At 65.1% G+C, this 18,716-nt stretch carries 17 protein-coding genes; 6 read left to right on the top strand and 11 right to left on the bottom strand.

All coding sequences use genetic code 11. From position 1 onward, the window contains the following. Positions 1–22: 22 nt before the first annotated feature. From MJ205_RS00430 to ruvC, 6 genes are all read left to right on the top strand, one after another. Positions 23–613 (top strand): YqiA/YcfP family alpha/beta fold hydrolase, encoded by a 591-nt coding sequence (locus tag MJ205_RS00430; RefSeq protein ID WP_239810692.1) that lies wholly within the window; start codon positions 23–25, stop codon positions 611–613. 104 nt (positions 614–717) lie between these two features. Beyond that, positions 718–2,784 (top strand): ribonuclease catalytic domain-containing protein, encoded by a 2,067-nt coding sequence (locus tag MJ205_RS00425; protein ID WP_239810691.1) that lies wholly within the window; start codon positions 718–720, stop codon positions 2,782–2,784. A 9-nt stretch (positions 2,785–2,793) separates the two neighbouring features. Continuing rightward, positions 2,794–3,666, top strand: coding sequence for an energy transducer TonB (locus MJ205_RS00420; RefSeq protein ID WP_239810690.1), 873 nt, complete (start codon positions 2,794–2,796; stop codon positions 3,664–3,666). 134 nt (positions 3,667–3,800) lie between these two features. Continuing rightward, on the top strand, positions 3,801–4,646 hold the full coding sequence (gene aroE, locus MJ205_RS00415) for a shikimate dehydrogenase (protein ID WP_239810689.1): 846 nt from the start codon (positions 3,801–3,803) through the stop codon (positions 4,644–4,646). Between the two features lie 47 nt (positions 4,647–4,693). After that, complete coding sequence (locus MJ205_RS00410) at positions 4,694–5,482, top strand: transglycosylase domain-containing protein (RefSeq protein ID WP_239810688.1); 789 nt, start codon at positions 4,694–4,696, stop codon at positions 5,480–5,482. Between the two features lie 33 nt (positions 5,483–5,515). Beyond that, positions 5,516–6,064: a crossover junction endodeoxyribonuclease RuvC gene (ruvC, locus tag MJ205_RS00405; RefSeq protein ID WP_230770451.1), complete on the top strand. Its 549-nt coding sequence runs from the start codon at positions 5,516–5,518 to the stop codon at positions 6,062–6,064. Between the two features lie 251 nt (positions 6,065–6,315). Here the strand turns inward: ruvC and MJ205_RS00400 are convergent, their stop codons facing one another. From MJ205_RS00400 to murD, 11 genes are all read right to left on the bottom strand, one after another. Then, positions 6,316–6,798 carry an RcnB family protein gene (locus MJ205_RS00400; RefSeq protein ID WP_239810687.1) on the bottom strand — a complete coding sequence of 161 codons (483 nt, stop codon included), beginning with the start codon at positions 6,796–6,798 and terminating at the stop codon, positions 6,316–6,318. 254 nt (positions 6,799–7,052) lie between these two features. Further along, on the bottom strand, positions 7,053–7,229 hold the full coding sequence (locus tag MJ205_RS00395; RefSeq protein ID WP_239810686.1) for a hypothetical protein: 177 nt from the start codon (positions 7,227–7,229) through the stop codon (positions 7,053–7,055). A gap of 14 nt (positions 7,230–7,243) precedes the next feature. Continuing rightward, positions 7,244–8,167: a UDP-3-O-acyl-N-acetylglucosamine deacetylase gene (lpxC, locus tag MJ205_RS00390; protein ID WP_182325531.1), complete on the bottom strand. Its 924-nt coding sequence runs from the start codon at positions 8,165–8,167 to the stop codon at positions 7,244–7,246. A gap of 317 nt (positions 8,168–8,484) precedes the next feature. Further along, positions 8,485–9,732, bottom strand: a complete 1,248-nt coding sequence (gene ftsZ / locus MJ205_RS00385) for a cell division protein FtsZ (protein ID WP_239810685.1) — start codon at positions 9,730–9,732, stop codon at positions 8,485–8,487. 165 nt (positions 9,733–9,897) lie between these two features. Further along, a complete protein-coding gene (ftsA, locus tag MJ205_RS00380; RefSeq protein ID WP_230770449.1) occupies positions 9,898–11,127 on the bottom strand; it encodes a cell division protein FtsA in 1,230 nt (409 codons plus the stop codon). Between the two features lie 59 nt (positions 11,128–11,186). Further along, the gene (locus tag MJ205_RS00375; protein ID WP_239810684.1) at positions 11,187–11,972 is read right to left on the bottom strand and encodes a cell division protein FtsQ/DivIB; all 786 of its coding nucleotides are present in this window, start codon (positions 11,970–11,972) and stop codon (positions 11,187–11,189) included. Positions 11,973–12,002: 30 nt separating this feature from the next. Next, positions 12,003–12,977 (bottom strand): D-alanine--D-alanine ligase, encoded by a 975-nt coding sequence (locus MJ205_RS00370; protein WP_239810683.1) that lies wholly within the window; start codon positions 12,975–12,977, stop codon positions 12,003–12,005. Further along, entirely contained in the window at positions 12,974–14,407 is a 1,434-nt protein-coding gene (murC, locus tag MJ205_RS00365) for a UDP-N-acetylmuramate--L-alanine ligase (protein WP_239810682.1), read from the bottom strand. Before murC ends, MJ205_RS00370 begins: the two co-directional genes overlap by 4 nt. Next, a complete protein-coding gene (gene murG / locus MJ205_RS00360; RefSeq protein ID WP_239810681.1) occupies positions 14,404–15,468 on the bottom strand; it encodes an undecaprenyldiphospho-muramoylpentapeptide beta-N-acetylglucosaminyltransferase in 1,065 nt (354 codons plus the stop codon). The genes murC and murG overlap by 4 nt, the downstream gene beginning before the upstream one ends. After that, positions 15,465–16,733 carry a putative lipid II flippase FtsW gene (gene ftsW / locus MJ205_RS00355; RefSeq protein WP_239810680.1) on the bottom strand — a complete coding sequence of 423 codons (1,269 nt, stop codon included), beginning with the start codon at positions 16,731–16,733 and terminating at the stop codon, positions 15,465–15,467. The genes murG and ftsW overlap by 4 nt, the downstream gene beginning before the upstream one ends. Next, positions 16,730–18,715: a UDP-N-acetylmuramoyl-L-alanine--D-glutamate ligase gene (murD, locus tag MJ205_RS00350; RefSeq protein WP_446715044.1), complete on the bottom strand. Its 1,986-nt coding sequence runs from the start codon at positions 18,713–18,715 to the stop codon at positions 16,730–16,732. The genes ftsW and murD overlap by 4 nt, the downstream gene beginning before the upstream one ends. Position 18,716: the final 1 nt, after the last annotated feature.

The following is an 18,716-nucleotide window of genomic DNA, read 5'->3' as shown; positions in this document are numbered from 1 at the left end:
GTCTGCGCGCTATCATTTGTGCATGACGACCACCCACTTGCTCTATCTGCACGGCTTTCGCTCCTCCCCCCAATCGGCCAAGGCCCAGCGCCTGCAGCGCCATATAGAAGACACCCGCCCGCATGTCGTGTGGTGCGCACCACAGCTCCCCCCTTCGCCCCGGCAGGCAGCCGATCTGCTGCTGGAGACCACCCGCAGCTGGGCCGGCCTGCCTCCCGAGAGCCTGGCAGTCGTCGGCTCCTCGCTCGGCGGCTTCTATGCCAGCTGGGTGGCCCAGCAGTTGCGCTGCAAGAGCGTGATGATCAACCCGTCGACAACGCCCTGGGTCACGCTCGAGCAGCACCTGGGCGAGCAAACCGCCTGGCACAAGCCGGAGGAATCTTTCTTCTTCCGCCCGGAATACCTGGACGAGCTGCAGGCGCTGAATGTCGGCGGCCAGCCCCCCGCTGCTGCCCAGCTGCTGATCGCTGCGATGGGCGACGAGGTGCTGCACTGGCAGGACATGGTGGCGCGCTACCCTGCCGCACAGCTGCTGCTGGACGAGGGCAGCGACCACGCGCTGTCCAACTTTGAGAGCTACTTGCCGCAGATCGACAAGTTTCTGGGCTGGTAAAACCCGCGCCGGCTGGCCCGCCCGCAGGGGGCCGGCCAGAACCCCCACGCAAAAAAACCTGCGGCCGCGCCCCGGGACCATCCCGCATGGGAAAATGCGCGGCTATGTATGCACTGTTCGACGACGCTGGCAAATTTCTGGCCGGCCGTATCCTCTCCGAAGCTGAAAGCTCTGCACAAATTGAACTGGACTCCGGCAAACGGGTCAAGGTCAAGGCCGCGAACCTGCTTCTCAAATTTGACAAGCCCACGCCTGCCGAGCTGATCGCACAGGCGCAAACCCTGTCGGACGACATCGACCCCCAGCTTGCCTGGGAGTTTGCGCCCGAGCAGGAGTTTGGCTTTGCCGACCTGGCACGCGACTACTTCTCCGAGAACGCCTCGATCACCGAACAGGTGGCCGCGCTCTTCAAACTGTTCGAGGCACCGCACTACTTCCGCCGCGCGGGCAAGGGCCGCTTCAAGAAGGCGCCGGCCGAGATCGTGCAGCAAGCGCTGGCCGCGATCGAGAAAAAGGCCCAGCTCCAGGCGCAGATCGACGCCTGGGCGGTCGAGCTCGTCAATGGCCAGTGCCCGGCCCCGGTGCAGCAGCAGCTCTACAAGATTCTGTTCCGCCCCGACAAGAACGCGCCGGAGTACAAGGCGGTCGTCGAGGCCAGCCGCAAGGCGCAGCTGGCACCGCTGGCGCTGCTGCAAAAGGCCGGCGCCATCGATTCGTCCTACCAGTTCCACTGGCAGCGCTTCCTGTTTGACAACTTTCCCAAGGGCACGGGCTTTCCCGCGGTCACGGCGCCGCTGCCACCGGCCGATTTGCCGCTGGCCACAGTGGAGGCCTACTCCATCGACGATTCGGCCACGACCGAAATCGACGATGCGCTGTCGGTACAGGGCCTGGGCTCTGGCCAGGTGATCGTCGGCGTGCACATTGCCGCGCCTGGTCTGGCGATCGAGCCCGGCTCGGCGCTCGACCACCTGGGCCGCAGCCGCTACTCCACCGTCTACATGCCGGGCTACAAGGTTACGATGCTGCCCGACGAAGTGGTGCAGATCTACACGCTGGATGAAGGCCGCGCCAACCCGGCAGTGTCGCTCTACGTCACCTATGACGAAGCAACGCTGGAAGTGCTGAACAAGGAAACGCGCCTGGAGCGCGTGCCCGTCGTCACCAACTTCCGCTACGACAAGCTCGACCATATCGCCACCGAAGCCTGGCTGACCGATCCGGCGCTGCAGGTCGAAGACACGCCCCAGTCCCTGCTGGACAAGCGCGCCGAGCTGAGCTTTCTCTACCGCCTCTCGCGCCACCTCAAGGCCGGCCGCGAAGAGGTGCGCGGCAAGCCCGAGAACTTCAACCGCCCCGACTACAACTTCCGCCTGCAAGGCCATGGCGACCAGGTGCCCGACGGCACCGAGACCGTGCAGATCTCCGTGCGCAAGCGCGGCGCACCGCTCGATTTGATCGTGGCGGAAGCAGCCATCGTCGCCAACAGCAGCTGGGGCCAGTTGCTGGCCGACTATGGTGTGCCCGGTATCTACCGCAGCCAGGCCAGTCTGGCACCGGGCATCAAGGTGCGCATGTCCACCAAGGCGCTGCCGCACGCGGGCATTGGCGTCAAGAGCTATGTCTGGGCCACCTCGCCGCTGCGCCGCTACACCGACCTGGTCAACCAGTGGCAAATCATCGCCTGTGCCCGCCACGGCGCCACCGCTGCCCTGGTTGCACCGTTCAAGCCCAAGGATGCGGAGCTGTTCTCGATCATCAGCGGCTTTGACGCCGCCTACAGTGCCTACAACGGCTACCAGGCCGGCATGGAGCGCTACTGGACCCTGAAGTACCTGACCCAGAACCACATCAGTGACCTCACTGCAACAGTTATGAAGGAAGGCCCGGCGGGCAGCATGCTGGTGCGCGCAGATGAACTACCATTGGTGTTTCCGGTGCTGGGTGCGCAGAGTCTGCCGCGTGGTGCCCAGGTCCGGGTCAAGCTCGGCGAGATCGACGAGATCACGCTGGATGTGACAGGAACGGTGCTGGAGAGACTGGACGACGAACAGGCCAACCAGGCCGAGACAGAGTCGCCAGAAGACGAGGAGGAGGCTGTGGCTGGGCCCATCGCAATCGCGGTGGACATGAGCGACGGTGAGGACGCGGCGACCACAAAAACCGATTAACCCGGAACCGTGAAGTTTTTGCAATTTCTTCGATCGCTGTCCACGCTGCAACTGGCGCTGGCCGTGTCTGTGCTGGTGCACGCTGCCATCCTGAGCATCCGCTTTGTCGACCCCCAGGCCTTTGACCGGGTGTTCGAGGACACCCCGCTCGAAGTGATTCTGGTCAACGCCAAGTCCAACGACGCGCCTCCTGACAAGGCCCAGGCCGTCGCCCAGGCCAACCTGGCCGGCGGCGGCGAATCGGCCAACAGCCAGGAGCGCGCCACCAGCCCCATGCCCTACTCGGCCATCACCAACATGGGGGATGACTTTGAAGAGCGCCAGCGCCAGCTCGATGCGATGCAGGCGCAGCAGATGCAGCTGCTGGCCGACCTGCGCAACCAGCTGGCCCAGTACCAGCCGCCCGATACGCGCAAGGCCAGCGCAACGCAGGCCGACATCGAGCAGGAAGAAAAGCACAAGCAGCTGCTCAAGATGCTGGCCGAGATCGAAAAGCGCATCCACGAAGAAAACGCCCGCCCCAAGAAGCGCTACATCAGCCCCGCCACACGTGAAGAAGTGTTTGCCATCTACTACGACCAGCTGCGCCGCAAGGTCGAGGACCGGGGTACCAGCAATTTCCCCGAAGCCGGTGGCCGCAAGCTTTATGGCGAGCTGGTGATGATCATGACCGTCAACCATGACGGCCGCGTCCTGGGCACCGAGGTCTACAAAAGCTCGGGCAACCAGCAGCTGGACCGCCGGGCCGAGGCCATTGCTGTCAGCAGCGGGCCTTTTGGCCACTTCGGGCCCGCGCTGCGCGCCAAGGCCGACCAGATTGCCGTGGTCTCCAAATTCCGCTTCACCCGCGAGCAGACATTGGAAACGGCCAATTTGCAGTAAAGTGGCAGGCGCTTGAGCGGCATCCTGACAGGCGTCGACAGGTCGCCACCGTATCCCCAAGCGCATGCCCTTTTTATGCGATGCGCGGCCAGCGTCCTCAATGCGCAGCCGCCATGGCCCAGGCCCCTACCACCATGCCCCTTCCAGACCGCTATTGCGTGATGGGCAACCCGATTGCCCACAGCCGCTCCCCCCGCATCCACACGCTGTTTGCACAGCTGACCGACCAGGCGCTGGTCTATGAGGCCGAGCTGGTGGCGCTGGACGAATTTGACGCGGCGCTGCGCCAGCTGGTGCAAACAGGCACCCGCGGCATGAATGTGACCGTGCCCTTCAAGCTGGACGCCGCACGCCTGGCCGACAGCTGCAGCGACCGGGTGCGCCGCGCGGGCGCGGCCAACACCCTGGTGGTCGGCGCCGATGGCCGCGTCCATGCCGACAACACCGATGGCCTGGGCCTGGTGGCCGACATCGTGCGCAATGCGGGTGTGGCACTGGCCGGCCAGCGCGTGCTGCTGCTGGGTGCCGGCGGCGCCGCTGCCGGTGCGCTGGCACCGCTGATCGCCCAGGCACCGGCGCTGCTCGTGGTCTGCAACCGCACCCATGCCAAGGCCCAGGATCTGGTGGCCCAGCATGCCGACCTGGTCGAGGGCTCGGCCACCCAGTTGCTGGCGCTGGAAGCCGGCGCACTCGAAGGCCACTTCGATGTGGTGATCAACGCCACTGCCAGCAGCCTGCAGGGCGCGGCCATTCCGGTGGCTGGCCATGTGCTGCGCCCCGGCGCGCTGGCCTACGACATGATGTACGGCCCCGCTGCCCAGCCCTTTTTGCAATGGGCCGCGCAACACGGTGCCCAGGGCCGCGATGGCCTGGGCATGCTGGTCGAGCAGGCGGCCGAAGCCTTTGCGCTGTGGCGCGGCGTGCGCCCTCCGTCGCAGCCCGTGCTGGCGCAGCTGCGCAGCGAACTGGACGCCCACTGAGCGCAAGCGCCGATGCCCACCCGCTTTCTTCCCGGCAGGTCCCATCCATGAAAGCGATTGCACGCTGGATCGGATGGGCACTGCTGCTGGGCATCGCGCTGCAGCTGTTCTTCATCGCACGCATCGCGGTGATGGCCAGCGTGGATCCGGCCTCCACCGCCTTCGAGCGCAGCGAAGCCTGGCGGCAGCTGCGCCAGGACGGGCAGCTGCACTGGCGCCAGCAATGGCGGCCTTTGACGCAGATATCGCAAAACCTGCAGCGCGCCGTGATCGCTTCCGAAGACGACGACTTTGTCAACCACGACGGCGTGCTCTGGGATGCGATTGAAAAGGCCCGCGCGCGCAATGCCAAGGCCATGGAGCGCGCCGAGCAGCGCCAGGAAAAAGCGGTGGCGCGCGCCCAGGCCCAGGCTGAGCGGCGCGGTGAGGCTTTTGACCCGAGCTCGGTGCAAGCGGGCCCGCCGGTCAAGATCATGGGCGGCTCCACCATCACCCAGCAGCTGGCCAAGAACCTGCTGCTGTCGTCCGAGCGCAGCCTGCTGCGCAAAGGCCAGGAGCTGCTGCTGACCTACAGCCTGGAGTTCCTGCTGACCAAGCAGCGCATTCTGGAGCTGTACCTGAACCATGCCGAATGGGGCGATGGCATCTTTGGCGCCGAGGCCGCTGCGCAGCGCTACTTTGGCAAATCGGCCGCCCAGTTGAATGCTTACGAGGCAGCGCGCCTGGCCGTCATGCTGCCCAACCCCAAGGGCGCGGACAAGAACCCCAACTCCGCCTACCTGAACCGCCGCACCGCCACCATTGCTGCACGCATGCGCTATGCTGAGCTCCCCTGACCGGCGACACCTTCGCTACCCCTTTTGAACCGCATGAGAATCCTTGGTATCGATCCTGGCCTGCAGACCACCGGCTTTGGCGTCATCGACGTCGATGGCCAGCGCCTGTCCTATGTGGCCAGCGGCACCATCCGCACCACCACGCTGAACCTGGGCGACCTGCCCGGCCGCTTGAAGATGATCTTTGACGGTATCTGCGAAGTCAGCCAGCGCTACCAGCCGGACATGGCCTCGGTGGAAATCGTGTTCGTCAATGTCAATCCCCAATCGACCCTGCTGCTGGGCCAGGCCCGGGGCTGCGCGCTGACGGCGCTGGTGTCGCAAAACCTGCCGGTTGCCGAGTACACCGCGCTGCAGATGAAAAAGGCCGTGGTCGGCCATGGCCGTGCCGCCAAGAACCAGATCCAGGAGATGGTGCGCCGCCTGCTGCAGCTGCCGGGCCTGCCCGGCACCGATGCGGCCGATGCGCTGGGCCTGGCCATTACCCACGCCCATGCCGGCCTGGCAATGGCGCGCGTGGCCGAGGCCAGCCCCCTGCAGCGCCGCCAGCACGCGATGTACAAGGCCGGGCGCAGCTACTAGCGGACACGGCCCCAGCCAGAGCGGCCCGGCAACCCTCACCGCCCGCAGCGCGCAGGCAAAAAAAAACCTGTGCATCGCTAGCGTGCACAGGTCTGGCCGGCTACAGGCTCCTTATGCGTGGATCCGTGCGCTCCGTGAAGCAGCGCTCGGCATAAGGTGCAACCACCAAAGTAAGCTTTGGAGTAAGGCGCCCTCTAAAGGTTCGTTGATGGCGCCATGCAAACCCTCAATTATCGCGACTTCGCAGCGCCTCAATAACCATTGATGACAATATTGGCGATCAACCCGGTGCCAATGGCGATCAGCAGGTAGTCACCGCCATACTGGATCCATTGGTAGCCACGGGGTGGTGCACTGAGGCGGTGGCCGCGCCAGTCACCAACGACATAGCTGTAGCCTCTGTATGGAGCTGGCACATAGCCGCCGCGGTACCAGTCGTTGCGCGGACCTACGCCACGGCCACGGTCTGGAACGACCACGACGCGGGGAGGCGGACGGTGGTCATGGCGGTAGTCCCGGCGCTGCTCATGGTAGCGGCGGTCCCGCTCCCGTTCGCGCTCCCAGCGGCGGTGATCGCCGTGGCCACGGCGGTCATCGCGCTGGTAATGGCGGTCACTATGGCGGCCATCAGGCTGGGCCTGTACGGGCGCACTGAAGGCCAGCGCACCGGCCAATGCCAGGGCCAGGCTGCCCAGGCCCGCCAGGCGGCTGAAACGGCTTTGGTGGTTGATCATGACGGAATCCTTTCAGGTGAACCAGCAGTGGCTGGTGCGAGCGGCAAGGTGCCCCCATGGAGGTTTAACGCCCTTCAGCGCGCCACCGTTTACCCGCCGAGGGCGCACAGGCACGGCCGGCGCCCTTTGTAAAGTTGGGGAGGATGGGGAAAACCGCATGGGCAGACGGCTGGGGCGGGAATGCACGCGCCTGCTGCCGCCCGGGGTTTACCGCACTTTACCTGTCGCGCACCTGCAAAAAACGGCGTGCGGCCTCAGACCATGCGGCCCACAAAGAGCACAGCAAAGAAGGCCAGGCCCGCGACGACGGTCCATTTGATCAGCAGCAGCGACCACTGCCGGTAGCGGCGCTGGCCCGTGCCCAGGTAAAAGCAAAAGCTGAGGGCCGCCAGCAGCACCAGCAGCATGAAGACCCAGCGGAACAGCAGCATCGGTGCCAGCCGCCTTACCAGGCCAGCGCAGATTGCGCGAAGCCCTGCGGGGCTTCACGCACATGGTCGAAGGTGACGATGTCCCAGGCATCCTGGCGCTGCATCAGCTCGCGCAGCAGCAGGTTGTTGAGGCCATGGCCCGAGCGGAACGCGCTGTAGGCGGCCAGCAAGGGATAGCCCACGATGTACAGGTCACCAATGGCATCGAGGATCTTGTGTTTGACGAACTCGTCGTCATAGCGCAAGCCGTCGCTGTTGAGCACCTTGTAATCGTCCATCACGATGGCATTGTCCAGGCCACCGCCCAGCGCCAGACCGTTGGAGCGCAGCATCTCCACATCCTTGGTAAAACCAAAGGTGCGGGCCCGGGCGATATCGCGGCTGTAGTTGCCGATGCCCAGGTCGAACTCATAGGTCTGGCCGGTGGAATCCACTGCGGGGTGCGAGAAATCGATCTCGAAGCGCAGCTTGTAGCCATGGTAGGGGTCCAGGCGCGCCCACTTTTCGGCAGCGCCCTCGCCCTGGCGGATCTCGACCGGCTTGGTCAGCCGCAAAAAGCGCTTGGGCGCATTCTGCAGCTCAATGCCGGCGCTCTGCAGCAAAAACACAAAGGAGGCGGACGAGCCGTCGAGAATCGGGATCTCCTCGGCCGTCACGTCGATATAGAGGTTGTCGATGCCCAGGCCGGCGCAGGCCGACATCACATGCTCGACCGTATGGATGCGCACATCGCCCTTGCCCAGGGTCGAAGCCATACGGGTGTCCACCACCGCTTCGGCGTTGACCGGGATATCCACCGGCTCGGGCAGGTCGACCCGGCGAAACACAATGCCCGTATTGGGCTGGGCAGGGCGCAGGGTGAGCTCGACCCGCTGGCCGCTGTGCAGGCCCACGCCGACGGCACGGGTTAAAGACTTGATGGTTCGTTGCTGGAGCATAACTTGTTGATTTTACGCCGTACGTCCACTCGGGACGCGTAAATATGCCAATCACCCAGATAGCGCAAGCCTTGTAGGACAAACACTTGCCTTGTCGGCCAATCTGTGCACAAAGCCGCCAATGCAGTGACTGCCACCGCAGGCAGCGGACAGCGAACAACCACGCAGCGCTATAAGAACCTGTTCAGACACTGTCGCGGCGCGAGAAGACTTTAAACAACAACGCGCTGAACCCCCGAAAGGTTTCAGCGCGTTGTATTCAAAGCCGGGTCCATCTCACCATCTGGACCGGCTTTTGCGAAAGCCCTGCAAGACGATCAATCCGCCTGCTTGCGCAGGAACGCAGGGATCTCCAGGTCTTCCATGCCGCTCGACGACATCGCATCGACGCGGGCCGAAGCCGCATTGCGGCCCGTGCGCCAGACCGATGGGGTCTTCTTGTCGGCAAAGTCGTTGGCAAAGGCATTGCCCATCGGCACGGCATTTTGCGCACCCAGGCCCGAGACGGGGCTGTTGACCGACTGGGGCGTGTAGGCGATATCGTCGGTACCGGTACGCAGACCCGCGCTGCCCTGGATCACCGAGATAGGCTGGCGCTTGGCCACAGGACGCGACAGGCCAGTGGCCAGCACAGTCACGCGGATCTCGTCGCCCAGCGTCTCGTCGTAAGCCGCACCGAAGATCACGTGCGACTCTGGCGAGGCGTAGGCATTGATGGTGCTCATCGCCTGGCGCGATTCGGCCAGCTTCAGGCTGCCCTTGGTTGCGGTCACCAACACCAGGATGCCCTTGGCACCCGACAGATCGATGCCTTCCAGCAGTGGGCAGGCAACGGCTTGTTCCGCAGCAATGCGTGCACGGTCCGGGCCGCTGGCCGTTGCCGTACCCATCATCGCCTTGCCGGGCTCGCTCATCACGGTCTTCACGTCGGCAAAGTCGACGTTGATGTAGCCGTGGTCGTTGATGATCTCGGAGATGCCGCCCACGGCGTTCTTCAGCACATCGTTGGCATGGGCAAAGGCCTGGTCCTGGGTGATGTCATCGCCCAGCACATCGAGCAGCTTTTCGTTGAGCACCACGATCAGCGAGTCGACATTGGCCTCGAGCTCGCTCAGGCCGCCATCGGCATTGGACATGCGGCGCTTGCCTTCCCACTCGAAAGGCTTGGTCACCACGCCCACGGTCAGGATGCCCATCTCCTTGGCCACGCGAGCGATCACCGGCGCAGCGCCGGTGCCGGTGCCACCACCCATGCCGGCAGTGATGAACAGCATGTGCGAGCCCACGATCGCAGCGCGGATGTCTTCGATCGCGGATTCGGCAGCCTCGCGGCCGTTCTCAGGCTTGCTGCCCGCGCCCAGGCCGGTTTCACCCAGCTGGATCACGCGGTGGGCATGGCAACGCTCCAGCGCTTGCGCATCGGTGTTGGCCGAAATGAATTCGACACCTTGCACGCTGTTGGCGATCATGTGCTCGACCGCATTGCCGCCACCGCCACCGACGCCGATCACCTTGATCTGGGTGCCTTGGTTGAATGTGTTGCCTTCATACATTTCGATGGTCATTGCCTGCTCCTCTCGCTCTCGCGTCAACATGAGAAAAATGGGTTACGAATAATTCACTCTTTAATGAACATTGGTTGCTTGGTGGCCCTTTAGGTCTCCAAGGGTCATACCCTTTGAGCCTTGAAGGGCTGCTTTGCGCCAGCCAACAAGTGGTGTCATGCATGGTTAAAAGTTCCCCACAATAAAGTCCTTCAAACGCCCAAATGCCGACTTCACCGAACCGGACTTCTGGGCCACCTTGTAGCCACGCATGCGGGCCATGCGGGCCTCTTCCAGCAGGCCCATGACGGTGGCAGCACGGGGCTGCGCCACCATCTCGGCCAGGGTGCCGGAATACTTCGGAATGCCGCGCCGCACCGGCTTGAGGAAGATGTCCTCCCCCAGCTCGACCATGCCCGGCATCACCGCGCTGCCGCCGGTGAGCACAATGCCCGACGACAGCACCTCCTCATAACCAGACTCGCGGATGACTTGCTGCACCAGCGAGAAAATTTCTTCGACGCGCGGCTCGATCACGCCCGCCAGCGCCTGCTTGCTCAACAGGCGCGGGCCACGGTCACCCAGACCGGGCACATCCACCTGCGTATCGGGATCGGCCAGCAGCTGCTTGGCGCAGCCGCTCTCGACCTTGATGTCCTCGGCGTCCTTGGTCGGCGTGCGCAGCGCCATCGCGATGTCGCTGGTGATCAGGTCACCGGCAATCGGGATCACCGCCGTATGGCGGATCGCGCCACCGGTGAAGATCGACACATCGGTGGTGCCCGCGCCGATATCGACCACGGCCACACCCAGTTCGCGCTCGTCATCGGTCAGCACCGCCTGGCTGGAGGCCAGCGGGTTGAGCAGCAGCTGCTCCACCTCCAGGCCGCAGCGGCGCACGCATTTGATGATGTTCTCGGCTGCGCTCTGCGCGCCGGTCACGATGTGGATCTTGGACTCCAGGCGCAGCCCGCTCATGCCGATGGGCTCGCGCACATCCTGGCCGTCGATCGCGAACTCCTGCGGCTCCACCAGCAGCAGGCGCTGGTCCGAAGGGATGTTGATCGCCTTGGCGGTGTCCAGCACGCGTGCCACATCGGCGGCCGAGACTTCCTTGTCCTTGACGGCCACCATGCCGCTGGAATTGATGCCACGGATATGGCTGCCGGTGATGCCGGTGTAGACCCGCTGGATGTTCAGGTCGGCCATCAGCTCGGCCTCCTTGAGCGCCTGCTGGATGCTCTGCACCGTGGCATCGATGTTCACCACCACACCGCGCTTGAGCCCGTTGCTGGGCGCAACGCCCAGCCCGGCCAGCTTGAGCTCGCCATTGCCCAGCACCTCGGCGACGACCACCATGATCTTGGCGGTGCCGATGTCCAGGCCGACTACCACGTCTTTGCTATCTCGCGCCATAGTCAGTTGCCCTCGCTGATCAAGTGATTGGTATGGTTCATGTTTCGCATCTCTGTGTTCTATTTTTTGACTGGCGCCCGGCCCGATGTCGGGGTGCCCGTGGTCACCCCCTGCATGCGTACCGCATAGCCCCCGGCATGGCGCAGATCCGCCGACGTCAGCGATGCCACGCTGCGCCTGTAGGTACCGGTGACTTCAGGCAAAGATTCAACAAATTTACGTACCCGCTCGCTCAGGACCTCCTCCCGGCCCTGGCCCATCTCGATGACCGCGCCGGACTGCAAGGTGGCCTTCCAGCTGCCGCTGTTCGACTCCGCCAGCGCCACCAGCGCGTTGTCCAGCTTGGCGTAGATCGGCGCGAGCGCCCGGAACATGGCCAGCACCTCTTGCGAGCGGCCTGCCGGGCCCGACAAGTGCGGCAGATGCAGCAGATCCGGGTCGGTGGAATCGCCCTCGAACATCTGGCCTTCGCTGTTGAGCAGGCGGGACTCGCCTTCGGCGCCCCAGATCGCGGCCGCGTCCTGCTCGGTGATCGTCACCGCCAAGGTGCTCGGAAACTCGCGCTTGATCCGCGCCTGGCGCACCCAGGGCGCCTGCTCGAAGATGCGGCGTGTCTCATCCAGGTCCATCGTGAAGAAGTTGCCCTTGAGCGATGGCATCACATTGGCCTGCAGCGACACCGCGCTGTTGTGCTCCATCTCGCCCTGCACCACGATGCGTGCAATGCTCAGCGCCGGATGGTGGATGGCCCAGCGCACCCCTGCCAGCACCAGCAACGCGCCGCAGCCGAGGAACAATGCCGTGGCCAGCATGTTCATCAGCTTGACGTCGAAGGGGACTGGCATGGTCTGCTCCATGGATCGCATCTCCTTGTCTTACAGCTCCGCGCCTTGGGCCGCATCGGTCGATGCATGGGCCACCAGGTGCAAACACAGGTCTTCGTAGCTCATGCCGGTGGCACGCGCTGCCATGGGCACCAGCGAATGGCTGGTCATGCCCGGCGAGGTATTGATCTCCAGCAGGAACAGCTGCTGGTCCGAGGCACGCACCATCACATCGGCACGCGACCAGCCCCGGCAGCCCAGGGTGCGGAACGCCTTCTCCGCCAGGTCGCGGATCGCCGCCTCCATCTCTGCGGGCAGCTCGCTGGGGCAGAAGTACTGGGTGGTGTCGGTGAAGTACTTGTTCTGGTAGTCGTAATTGCCGTCCGGCGCGACGATCTTGATCACCGGCAGCGCCTTGGCGCTGCGGCCCTGGCCCAGCACCGCGCACGTCGTTTCCATGCCCTCGATGAACTGCTCGCACAGGACTTCGGGGTCATAGCGGGAGGCCAGCGCATAGGCCTGGGCGCATTCTTCAGGGCTGCTGACCTTGGACAGACCAATCGTCGAGCCCTCGCGTGCGGGCTTGACGATCATCGGCGCGCCGAGCGCGGCCAGCGCATCGCGCGTGTCCTGCTCGCTGGCGGCCATGCGCCACTCGGGGGTGGACAGGCCTTCAAAGCGCCAGATGCGCTTGGTCATGATCTTGTCCATCGCGATGCTCGAGGCCATCACGCCAGGGCCGGTGTAGGGAATGCCCAGCAGCTCCAGCGCGCCTTGCACCGTGCCGTCTTCGCCATGGCGGCCATGCAGCGCGATGAAGCAGCGCGCAAAGCCTTGCTTGCGCAGCTCGCCCAAATCCTGCTGCGACGGGTCAAACGCATGCGCGTCCACGCCCTTGAACTGCAGCGCAGCCAGCACGCCCTTGCCGGACATCAGCGACACCTCGCGCTCTGCCGAGCTCCCGCCCATCAGCACCGCGACCTTGCCCAAGGCCTTCACATCAATATTGTTCATGGTTTCACTCATACCGCGCTCCCTTGCGGCGCTACACGCTCTTGCCCATCGGCCAATGCCATCACCTTGGCAGCCACCGCACCAATCGATCCCGCGCCCATGCACAGCAGCACATCGCCGTCCTGCGCCTGGTCCAGAATCTGCTGGGGCAGGCTGCTGATCTGCTCGACAAACACCGGCTCCACCTTGCCAGCCACACGCACCGCGCGTGCCAGCGCACGGCTGTCGGCTGCCACGATCGGTGTTTCACCGGCGGCATAGACCTCGGCCAGCAGCACCGCATCGGCGCCGCCCAGCACCTGGACAAAGTCCTCAAAACAATCCCGCGTGCGGGTGTAGCGGTGGGGCTGGAAGGCCAGCACCAGCCGGCGACCCGGAAACGCGCCGCGCGCGGCCGCAATGGTGGCAGCCATTTCGACAGGGTGATGGCCGTAATCGTCAATAACCGTGAACTCGCCGCCATGGGGCAGCCGGGCCTGGCCATAACGCTGAAAACGGCGCCCCACGCCCTTGAAGCCTTGCAGCGCCCGCTGCAGGGCCGCGTCATCAATGCCGATGGCAGCGGCCACCCCGACCACCGACAGTGCATTGAGCACGTTGTGCTCGCCAGGCAGGTTCAGCACCACCTCCAGATCGGGCAAGGGCTGGGCCAGGCGGCGCTGCACGGTAAAGCGCATCTGGCCGTTGTCGGCCTGCAGGTTCACCGCGCGGATCTGGGCGTTTTCGCCCAGGCCATAGGTCGTGACCTTGCAGGCCACGCGCTCGATGATGTCGCCGACGGCCGGGCTGTCGATGCAGACCACGGCATTGCCATAAAAGGGCATGCGGTTCAGAAAGTCGACAAAGGCCGTCTTGAGCCGGCCAAAGTCATGGCCATAGGTGTCCATGTGGTCGGCATCGATGTTCGTGACCACGGCCATCACCGGCAGCAGGTTCAGGAACGAAGCATCCGATTCATCGGCCTCGACCACGATGTACTCGCCACTGCCCAGGCGCGCATTGGCGCCGGCGCTGTTGAGCTTGCCGCCAATGACAAAGGTCGGGTCCAGGCCGGCCTCGGCCAGCACGCTGGTCACCAGGCTGGTGGTCGTCGTCTTGCCATGGGTGCCGGCAATCGCGATGCCCTTGCGCAGGCGCATCAGCTCGGCCAGCATCAGCGCGCGCGGCACCACCGGAATGCCCATGGCCCGGGCGGCCACGACTTCGGGGTTGTCGGCCTGCACGGCCGTCGATGTCACCACCGCCTGGGCACCGGCGATATGCGCCGCATCGTGGCCCACAAAGGTGGTGATGCCCGCATCGCGCAGATGCGCCATGGTGCTGCTGTCCGACAGGTCCGAGCCCGAGACGGCATAGCCCAGGTTGTGCAGCACTTCGGCAATGCCGCTCATGCCTGCACCGCCAATACCTACAAAATGAATGCGCTGGATGGCGTGTTTCATCGTGCCACCTCCGCGCAGGCATCCGCCACCACCTGGGTAGCTTCCAATTTCTGCATTTTCTTCGCCTTTTGGGCCATGTCCACCAGGCCCGTCCGCTGCATATTCTCTAGCATCTGAGCCAGGTTTTCCGGGGTCAGAACGCTTTGTTGCACCAACCAGCCGGCGCCGGCATCTACCAAAAAGCGCGCATTGGCCGTCTGGTGGTCATCGACCGCTGCCGGAAACGGCACAAACACCGCCGCAGCTCCCACGGCGGCCAGCTCGGTCACCGTGCTGGCGCCTGCGCGGCAGACGATCACATCGGCATCCGCATAGGCCTTGGCCGCGTCGTCGATGAAAGGGGTCAGGCTGGCTTGCACGCCAGCGGCCGCATAGTTGGCCTGCAGCGCATCGATCTGCTTGGCGCCGCTTTGGTGGGTGACCACCGGGCGGGTCTCGGGCGCCATCAGCGCCAGCGCCTGGGGCACCACCTCGTTCAAGGCCTTGGCACCCAGGCTGCCGCCCACCACCAGCAGCTGCAGCGGGCCGCTGCGGCCGGCAAAGCGCTGTGCCGGTTCGGGCTGCTGCAGGAACTCGGCACGCAGCGGATTGCCCACCCACTGGCCGCCGGCAATCGCATTCGGGAAGGCGCTGAACACGCGCTGGGCCATGCGGGCCAGCAGCTTGTTGGCCATGCCGGGCACCGAGTTCTGCTCATGCAGCACGATCGGCACACCGGCCAGCCGGGCCGCCAGGCCGCCTGGCACGGTGATGTAGCCGCCCATGCCGACGACCACATCGGGACGGACCTTGCGCAGCACGGCGCGCGCCTGCTGCAATGCCTTCAACAGGCGCAGCGGCATGCCGGCGAGCGAGCGCAGGCCCTTGCCGCGCACGCCCGAGAACGCCACCCGCTCCAGTGCAAAGCCCTGGGGCGGCACGAGGCGCTCTTCCATGCTGTCGGGCGCGCCCAGCCAGTGGACGGTCCAGCCACGGCTGCGCAGCTCCTGGGCCACGGCCAGGCCGGGAAAGATATGGCCGCCGGTGCCGCCCGCCATGATCAGTGCCGTCTTGCCGCTCATGATCGCGCCCCCCCGGCACCCATGGCCTTGTTTTCGCAGTCGATGCGCAGCACGATGGCAATCGCCACCAGGTTCATCAGAATCGCCGACCCGCCGAAACTCATCAGCGGCAAGGTCAGTCCCTTGGTGGGCAAGGCGCCGAGGTTCACACCGGCATTGATGAAGGTCTGGAATCCCAGCCAGATCGCAATGCCTTGCGCCACCAGGCCGGAGAAAATGCGGTCCATGCGAATCGCCTGGCGGCCGATTTCCACGATGCGGCGTATCATGAAGAAGAACAGACCCAGCAGCGCAATGATGCCGACCAGGCCCAGCTCTTCGCCGATCACGGCCAGCAGGAAGTCGGTATGGGCTTCGGGCAGCCAATGCAGCTTCTCGACGCTGCCACCCAAGCCCACGCCAAAGATCTCGCCCCGGCCAATGGCAATCAGCGAATGCGAGAGCTGGTAGCCCTTGCCCAGCGCATGCTTTTCGCTCCAGGGGTCGAGGTAGGCAAAGATGCGTTCTCGCCGCCATTCCGAGGTCATCACGATCAGCGCAAAGGCGGCCACCAGCACCAGCGCAATCAGGAAGAACATGCGGGCGTTGACGCCACCCAGGAACAGGATGCCCATGGCGATCACGGCGATCACCATGAAGGCGCCCATGTCGGGCTCGGCCAGCAGCAGCGCGCCGACAATGCCCACGGCCAGCCCCATCGGCAGCACCGCGCGGAAGAAGCGCTCCTTGACCTCCATCTTGCGCACCATGTAATCGGCGGCATACATGATGACCGCGATCTTGGCCAGCTCGGACGGCTGGAAGTTCATGATGCCCAGCGAGAGCCAGCGGCGCGCGCCATTGACCACCGTGCCCACATGCGGAATCAGCACCGCAATCAGCAGCAGGATCGAGGCGATGAACAGCCAGGGCGCCCAGTGCTCCCAGACCTTCATCGGAATCTGGAAAGTGAGCACCGCTGCCACAAAGCCCAGGCCCACACTCATCAGGTGGCGCTGGAAGAAGTAGTAATGGGCAATCTTGCCAAAGCGCGGGTTGTCCGGCATCGCGATCGAGGCCGAGAACACCATGACGATGCCCCAGGACAGGATGGCCACCACCAGCCAGATCAGTACCTGGTCGGCGCCAAAGATATTGGTCGTGTTCGATGGGGTCTGGCGGTATTCATTGCCGCCGACACGCACCGGCAAAATATCGACGGGCTTTTCCCCGGCCGGTTTGAACCAGCCCGAAAACCTGCCGCGCAGTCCGGTCTCGGTGCTCATGGCTGCACCTCCAGACTGGTGCCGCGCTCTTCAGCCAGCGCCGCCACGGCCTGGCAAAACACCTCGGCGCGGTGGCCGTAGTTTTGGAACATGTCAAAGCTGGCGCAGGCGGGGGACATCAGCACCGCGTCGCCGGCGACGGCCTTCTGGCTGGCCAGCAGCACGGCTTCGTCCATGCTGGGCGCGTGCAGCAGGGGCACACCGGTGTCGGCCAGTGCAGCCTCGATCAGCGGCGCATCGCGGCCAATCAGCACCACGGCGCGCGCGTAGCGCAGCACAGGCGCGGCCAGCGGCGAGAAATCCTGGCCCTTGCCCTCGCCGCCCAGGATCAGCACGATGCGGCGCTCGGCACCCAGGCCCATCAACGCGGCCACGGTGGCACCCACATTGGTGCCCTTGCTGTCGTCAAAATATTCCACATCGCTGACGATGCCGATGGGCTCGACCCGGTGGCGCTCGCCCCGGTATTCGCGCAGGCCAAACAGCATCGGCGCAAAACCGGCGCCTGCGGCATGGCCCAGCGCCAGCGCAGCCAGCGCATTCATCGCGTTGTGGCGGCCCCGGATGCGCAACGCGTCAGCAGGCATCAGCCGCTGCAGGAACACATCGTCCGCTGCCGTCTGGTTGCGCTTGTTGCTGGCGCTGTTGCCATCGTCCTGTGCACGCACCAGCCAGGCCATGCCGTTGACCACTTCCAGGCCATAGTCGCCCGGCTGGGTGGGCAGATCCAGCCCAAAGCTGATGTGCGGGCGCAGTTGGGGGCGCTGCAGCTTGATGCGCACCGGTGGCGGCAGCATGGCCATCACGGCCGGGTCGTCGCGGTTGAGCACCATCAGCGCATCGCTGCCGAAAATCTTGGCCTTGGCACCAGCATAGGCCGCCATGCTGCCATGCCAGTCCAGGTGGTCCTGGCTGAGGTTGAGTACCGTCGCTGCCGTCGGGTTGAAGGCATGCGCATCTTCGAGCTGGAAGCTGGACAGCTCCAGCACCCAGGCCTGCGGCAGGCTTTGCGCATCGATGTGCTGTGACAGCGTGTCAAGCAGGCTGGGGCCGATATTGCCGGCCACAGCGGTGGACATGCCGGCATGGGCCAGCAGCTGCCCCGTCAACGAGGTCACCGTGGTCTTGCCATTGGTCCCCGTGATCGCCAGCACCTTGGGCACATAGCCGTGCGCCTGGGCCAGCGACTGCAGGGCCAGGCTGAACAGATCCAGCTCACCGCTGACCGGCAAGCCAATGGCGCGCGCTGCATCGACGACAGGCGCCACGGTCTCGGGGCTCAGGCCGGGCGAGCGGTAGACCACGCGCACCGGCTGGCCATCGACCAGCGCGGCGGTCAAAGCGCCCGCGACAAAGCGCACATCGGGCAGCTCGCTGCGCAGCTGTGCCAACTGGGGCGGAGCCTCGCGTGTATCGGCCACCGTCACCTGGGCGCCGCAGCGCGCACACCAGCGCGCCATCGCCAGACCGGAAGTACCCAGGCCCAGCACCAGCACATGCTGTCCTTGCAGCGCATGCTCCTGCCCCTGCGGCCACTGCGCAGGCACCGGGGCATAAACCACCTCGGCCTCCTGCGGCTGTATATCCACGGCGGTCACTTCACTGCTGGCCGCATCGGACACGCCAGGATCGGCGAAAATCTGCGCCACAAAGGCGGCCGCGTCCTTGGCGGCCGTCAGGGTCGACACATCGGGAACCGGCGCCATATCCACCGCCGGCGCTTCGGCAGCCGGCGCCGCTGCAGCATCTGCAGCATCGGTGGCGACAGCGGCTGCCTCTTCTGCAGCGGCCTCCACCGGCACGCCATCCGCCGGCAAAGGCGGGGCCGGCGGCGGTGCATCGGCGCCAGGTGCTGCCGCTTCAGGCTGCAGCCCGTCAGGCTGGGCCACGCCTGCCGCAGCCACCGGCGCCACTGCCGGCGTCAATGGCGCAGCCGCGGCCTCTGCCGAGGGATCAAGGGGGTGGAGGTGCTCGGTTGACATG

Origin of the sequence: Comamonas sp. B21-038 (assembly GCF_022387135.1) — a bacterium.
GTDB lineage: Bacteria > Pseudomonadota > Gammaproteobacteria > Burkholderiales > Burkholderiaceae_C > Comamonas > Comamonas sediminis.
The sequence above is the reverse complement of the archived record's forward strand: the minus strand, read 5'-3'. Positions and strand labels throughout refer to the sequence as shown.